This window comes from Endozoicomonas sp., assembly GCF_031844845.1.
Lineage (GTDB): Bacteria > Pseudomonadota > Gammaproteobacteria > Pseudomonadales > Endozoicomonadaceae > Endozoicomonas.
Map to the genome: position 1 here is coordinate 1 of NZ_JAVRMB020000080.1, position 4583 is coordinate 4583.

The 4583-nt window shown below is 52.9% G+C and carries 4 protein-coding genes; 3 read left to right on the plus strand and 1 reads right to left on the minus strand.

What is annotated here, in order from left to right:
* Window positions 1-317: 317 nt before the first annotated feature.
* Genes hutC through hutH form a run of 3 tightly spaced genes read left to right on the plus strand, consistent with a single transcriptional unit; the run spans window position 318 to window position 4320 of the window.
* On the plus strand, window positions 318-1031 hold the full coding sequence (gene hutC / locus RM811_RS03620; protein ID WP_402520854.1) for a histidine utilization repressor: 714 nt from the start codon (window positions 318-320) through the stop codon (window positions 1029-1031).
* Window positions 1032-1075: 44 nt separating this feature from the next.
* Complete coding sequence (gene hutU / locus RM811_RS03625; RefSeq protein ID WP_402520856.1) at window positions 1076-2791, plus strand: urocanate hydratase; 1716 nt, start codon at window positions 1076-1078, stop codon at window positions 2789-2791.
* Window positions 2788-4320, plus strand: a complete 1533-nt coding sequence (hutH, locus tag RM811_RS03630) for a histidine ammonia-lyase (protein WP_402520858.1) — start codon at window positions 2788-2790, stop codon at window positions 4318-4320. The genes hutU and hutH overlap by 4 nt, the downstream gene beginning before the upstream one ends.
* A 62-nt stretch (window positions 4321-4382) precedes the next feature.
* On the opposite strand, the gene RM811_RS03635 is transcribed toward hutH, so the two are convergent.
* The coding region (locus RM811_RS03635; RefSeq protein WP_402520860.1) for a helix-turn-helix transcriptional regulator at window positions 4383-4583 on the minus strand (201 nt) is incomplete at its 5' end.

Below are 4583 nucleotides of genomic sequence, written 5' to 3' on the forward strand. Positions count from 1 at the left end.
AGCGCCAGGACCCAACCACAGACACGATTCCTGCGGTTGGCTATGCATTCCCACGCAGAGCGTGGGAACGAGGTTCCTGGTGGGTTTTGCGACAGCCTCCTGCGCGGGAAAGACGGAGGGTCAACCTTTTGCGACAACCTCGAAGGCGGGGATCCACTGCTCAAGATGGATTCCCGCCTTCGCGACAACCTCCTCAGTATCTTTGCACAGTTATTTGAATTGGTTTATTGTTAAGTTGTATATACAACTATATACAATAAGATTGATAGGGCAACCTGTCATTCTATAAAAGGCTCTATAACACTGTTTTTAAAACTATGAATCAGAATGTGTTACCCCGTTATCAGCAGATAAAGCACTTTATTCTGGACAAGATTGAGCGTGGCGAGTGGTCTGAGTTCAAAAAGGTGCCGTCTGAAAATCAGCTCTGCCAGCAGTTTTCGGTCAGTCGGATGACGGCCAGAAAGGCGTTGCAGGAGCTGACGGCATCCGGTGTGCTGGTGCGCCAGCAGGGGCTGGGTACTTTTGTTGCTTATTCTGAACCACAGTCCTCCATGCTGACGGTGCGGAATATTGCCGATGAGGTCAGGGAGCGGGGGCATGGTTACAGTAACCGGGTCCTGTTGCTGGAAACGGAAAAAGCGTCAGAAGCGATGGCGCTATCTCTGGAGCTGCCGGAGTCTGCTACCGTTTTTCATTCCATCATTGTTCACTATGAAAATGACCTGCCACTGCAGTGGGAAGAGCGCCATATCAACCCCCGTTTTGCGCCTGAATACCTGGAGCAGGATTTCTCCCGGGAAACGCCCAATGTTTATCTGAACCGGGTAGCGGCACTGACAGAAGCGACACATGTCGTTGAAGCGGTATTGCCTTCGGAGCCGGTTGCCAGCGCTTTGAGTATGGATTCCGCTGCCCCGTGCTTAAGAATTACAAGAAGAAGCTGGTGTCGAAACGGTGTCGTCAGTCTGGCCAGATTGATACACCCCGGTGACCGATATCGGCTGGGAGACCATTTGCAGTTTACCTGATGCTTTTTTTCAAAACTGTCCATTCATAAAAAGAGGTTGTGAGTATGGCAAGCCATCCCCAAAGCAAACAAGAACTGAAAGACCGGCGATATGATCCTGAGCGATCCATCCGGGCTCCCAGAGGTTCTGAGCTGAATACCTGCAGCTGGCAGGTAGAAGCCCCCCTGCGAATGTTGATGAATAATCTGGATCCGGAAGTGGCAGAGCATCCAGAAAGTCTGGTGGTTTACGGCGGTATTGGCAGAGCCGCCAGAGACTGGGAATGCTACGACCAGATTGTTGCCACACTTAAACGACTGCAGACGGATGAAACCCTGTTAGTCCAGTCTGGCAAGCCGGTTGGGGTGTTCAAAACCCATAGCGGTGCGCCCAGAGTGTTGATTGCCAATTCCAATATTGTGCCTTACTGGGGTAACTGGGATCACTTCCATGAACTGGATAAGCTGGGGCTGATGATGTATGGCCAGATGACGGCAGGTTCATGGATATACATCGGTTCCCAGGGGATTGTTCAGGGTACTTATGAAACGTTTGTTGCCATGGCCAAAGCGCACTTCAATGGCGATGCTTCCGGAAAATGGATTCTCACCGGTGGCCTGGGGGGCATGGGTGGAGCCCAACCATTAGCGGCGACCATGGCCGGTTTCTCTATGCTGGCTTGTGAAGTGGATGAGTCACGGATCGACTTTCGCCTGAAAACCCATTATCTGGATAAAAAGGCCGCCACGCTGGATGAAGCGCTTGCCATGATTGAGCAGGCTAAATCCGAAGGTAAAGCAATCTCTGTTGGGCTACTGGGTAACGCTGCAGATATCTTCCCCGAACTGGCCGGGCGCAATATTACGCCGGATGTTGTGACTGATCAGACATCCGCCCATGACCCGCTCAATGGTTACCTGCCCAAAGGCTGGACTCTGGAACAGGCCAGTGAGCAGCGTAAGGCGGATGAAGCGGCAGTGATTAAAGCAGCCAGAGAGTCCATGGCGGTTCAGGTAAAAGCCATGTTGGCTTTACAGCAGCAGGGGGCAGCTACGGTTGATTACGGCAACAATATAAGACAGATGGCGAAAGAAGTGGGTGTAGAAAACGCCTTCGATTTTCCGGGATTTGTGCCTGCCTATATCCGTCCGTTGTTTTGTCAGGGAATCGGTCCTTTCCGCTGGGTGGCATTGTCTGGTGACCCTGAAGATATTTATAAAACCGACCAGAAGGTCAAAGAACTCATTCCCGATGATGCGCATCTTCACAACTGGCTGGATATGGCCCGGGAGCGAATTGCTTTTCAGGGGCTGCCTGCCCGTATCTGCTGGGTTGGTCTGGAAGACCGGGCTCGCCTTGGTCAGGCCTTTAATGACATGGTGGCCAGTGGCGAATTGAGTGCGCCGGTGGTGATTGGCCGTGACCATCTGGATTCTGGCTCGGTAGCCAGCCCCAACCGCGAAACCGAAGGTATGAAAGATGGCAGTGATGCGGTATCAGACTGGCCACTGCTGAATGCCTTGCTGAATACGGCTTCCGGAGCCACCTGGGTGAGTATTCATCATGGTGGTGGGGTCGGTATTGGTTACAGTCAGCATGCCGGTGTCGTTGTTGTGGCTGATGGTACTGATGAAGCCAGAGAGAAGCTTGGCAGGGTGCTCTGGAACGACCCGGGAACCGGTGTTATGCGTCATGCCGATGCCGGTTATGACATTGCCAGACAGTGTGCGAAAGACAACGGTCTGGATTTACCCATGCAGTCGGGAGGAAAGCCACAATGAATAAGTTAATGATTACACCCGGACAACTATCTTTGGCGGATTTGCGCAAAGTCAGCCGGAGTAAGGTACAGATTCAGCTGGATCCATCCTGCCACCAGGCCATCAGTGACAGTGTCGCCTGTGTGAACCAGGCACTGGCCGAGAACCGTGTCGTCTATGGCATTAACACCGGCTTTGGTCTGCTGGCCAGTACCCGGATTGCGGATAAGGAGCTGGAGGCGTTGCAGAGAAGTATTGTGCTCTCTCATGCGGCAGGTGTCGGTCAGTTTATGGAGGAGAGCACTATCCGGCTGATGATGGTGCTGAAAGTCAACAGTCTGGCCAGAGGTATGTCGGGTGTCAGGCTGGAACTGATTGAGGCATTGATTAAGCTGATCAACCAGGGCGTGTATCCCTGTGTACCGGAGAAAGGCTCGGTGGGAGCCAGTGGTGATCTTGCGCCACTGGCCCATATGAGCTGCTTATTACTGGGTGAAGGCCATGCCATGGTGGATCAGCAGCAGGTGACCGCCCTGGAAGCCCTGACCCATGCAGGTATGAAACCCATGCAACTGGCCCCCAAGGAAGGACTGGCCTTATTAAACGGTACTCAGGCAAGTCTGGCATTTGCCCTGCAGGGGTTGTTTGGTGCTGAAGACCTTTTTGCTTCAGCAGTGATTTCCGGTAGCCTTGCCATTGAAGCAGCAATGGGCAGTCGTCGTCCATTTGATCCTCGCATTCATGAGGCTCGTGGGCTGCAGGGGCAGATTGATGCCGCCCATGCCTATCGTTCCGTGCTTGATCATAGTGATATTGGGCAGGCTCATATGGACTGTGACAAGGTGCAGGATCCATACTCCCTGAGATGCCAGCCCCAGGTGATGGGGGCCTGTCTGGAGCAGATGCGCCACGCCGCACGGATTCTGGGCATTGAAGCCAATGGCGTGACGGATAACCCACTGGTGTTTGCGGCAGATAATGAGATTATCTCCGGCGGTAACTTTCATGCCGAACCGGTGGGAATGGCGGCAGAAGCGCTGGCCCTGGCCATTTCGGAAATCGGCGCCATCAGTGAGCGTCGAATCGCACTGCTGATGGATCAACACCTGAGTGGTTTACCCGCTTTTCTGGTAAAAAACAGCGGTGTTAACTCCGGTTTTATGATTGCCCATAATACCGCCGCTGCTCTGGCCAGTGAGAACCGCTGTCTTTGTCACCCTTCAGTAACGGACAGTCTGCCCACCTCTGCCAATCAGGAAGATCATGTTTCCATGGCAACATACGGTGCGCGTCGTCTACGAGAGATGAACAGTAATACCGCGGCAATAGTGGGGATTGAATTGCTGGCGGCGGCACAGGGTGTGGATCTGCGTAAACCCTGGAAAACCTCTGGAACGCTGCAGGCGGTGATGAAAACGGTGAGGAAAGATGTTCCCTTCTACGATCAGGACCGTTATTTTTTCCCGGATATACAAAACGCATCGCAGCTGGTGGCCAGTGGGCAATTGAATGCTTATATGCCAACAGGGCTTTTGTGCAGCCTGGGGTGATGTGCTGGTACCAATGAGCCCAGTGGCCTCAGGGAAGAGGCATGAACCGCCAATGGTTTCCCCTAATGAGATAACTCCTTCACTCTCCGGTACTGTGAGGGTGTCTCACCTGTCCAGCGTTTAAAGGCCCGACAGAAACTCGCAGAGTCTGAAAAACCAAGATCATGGGCTACCTCTGTGATGGGTTTCACAGAGAGCTTTATTTCATGCAATGCCTGCTTTTGGCGAAGCTCATCCAGTAAATTCCTGAAGGACGTATTTTC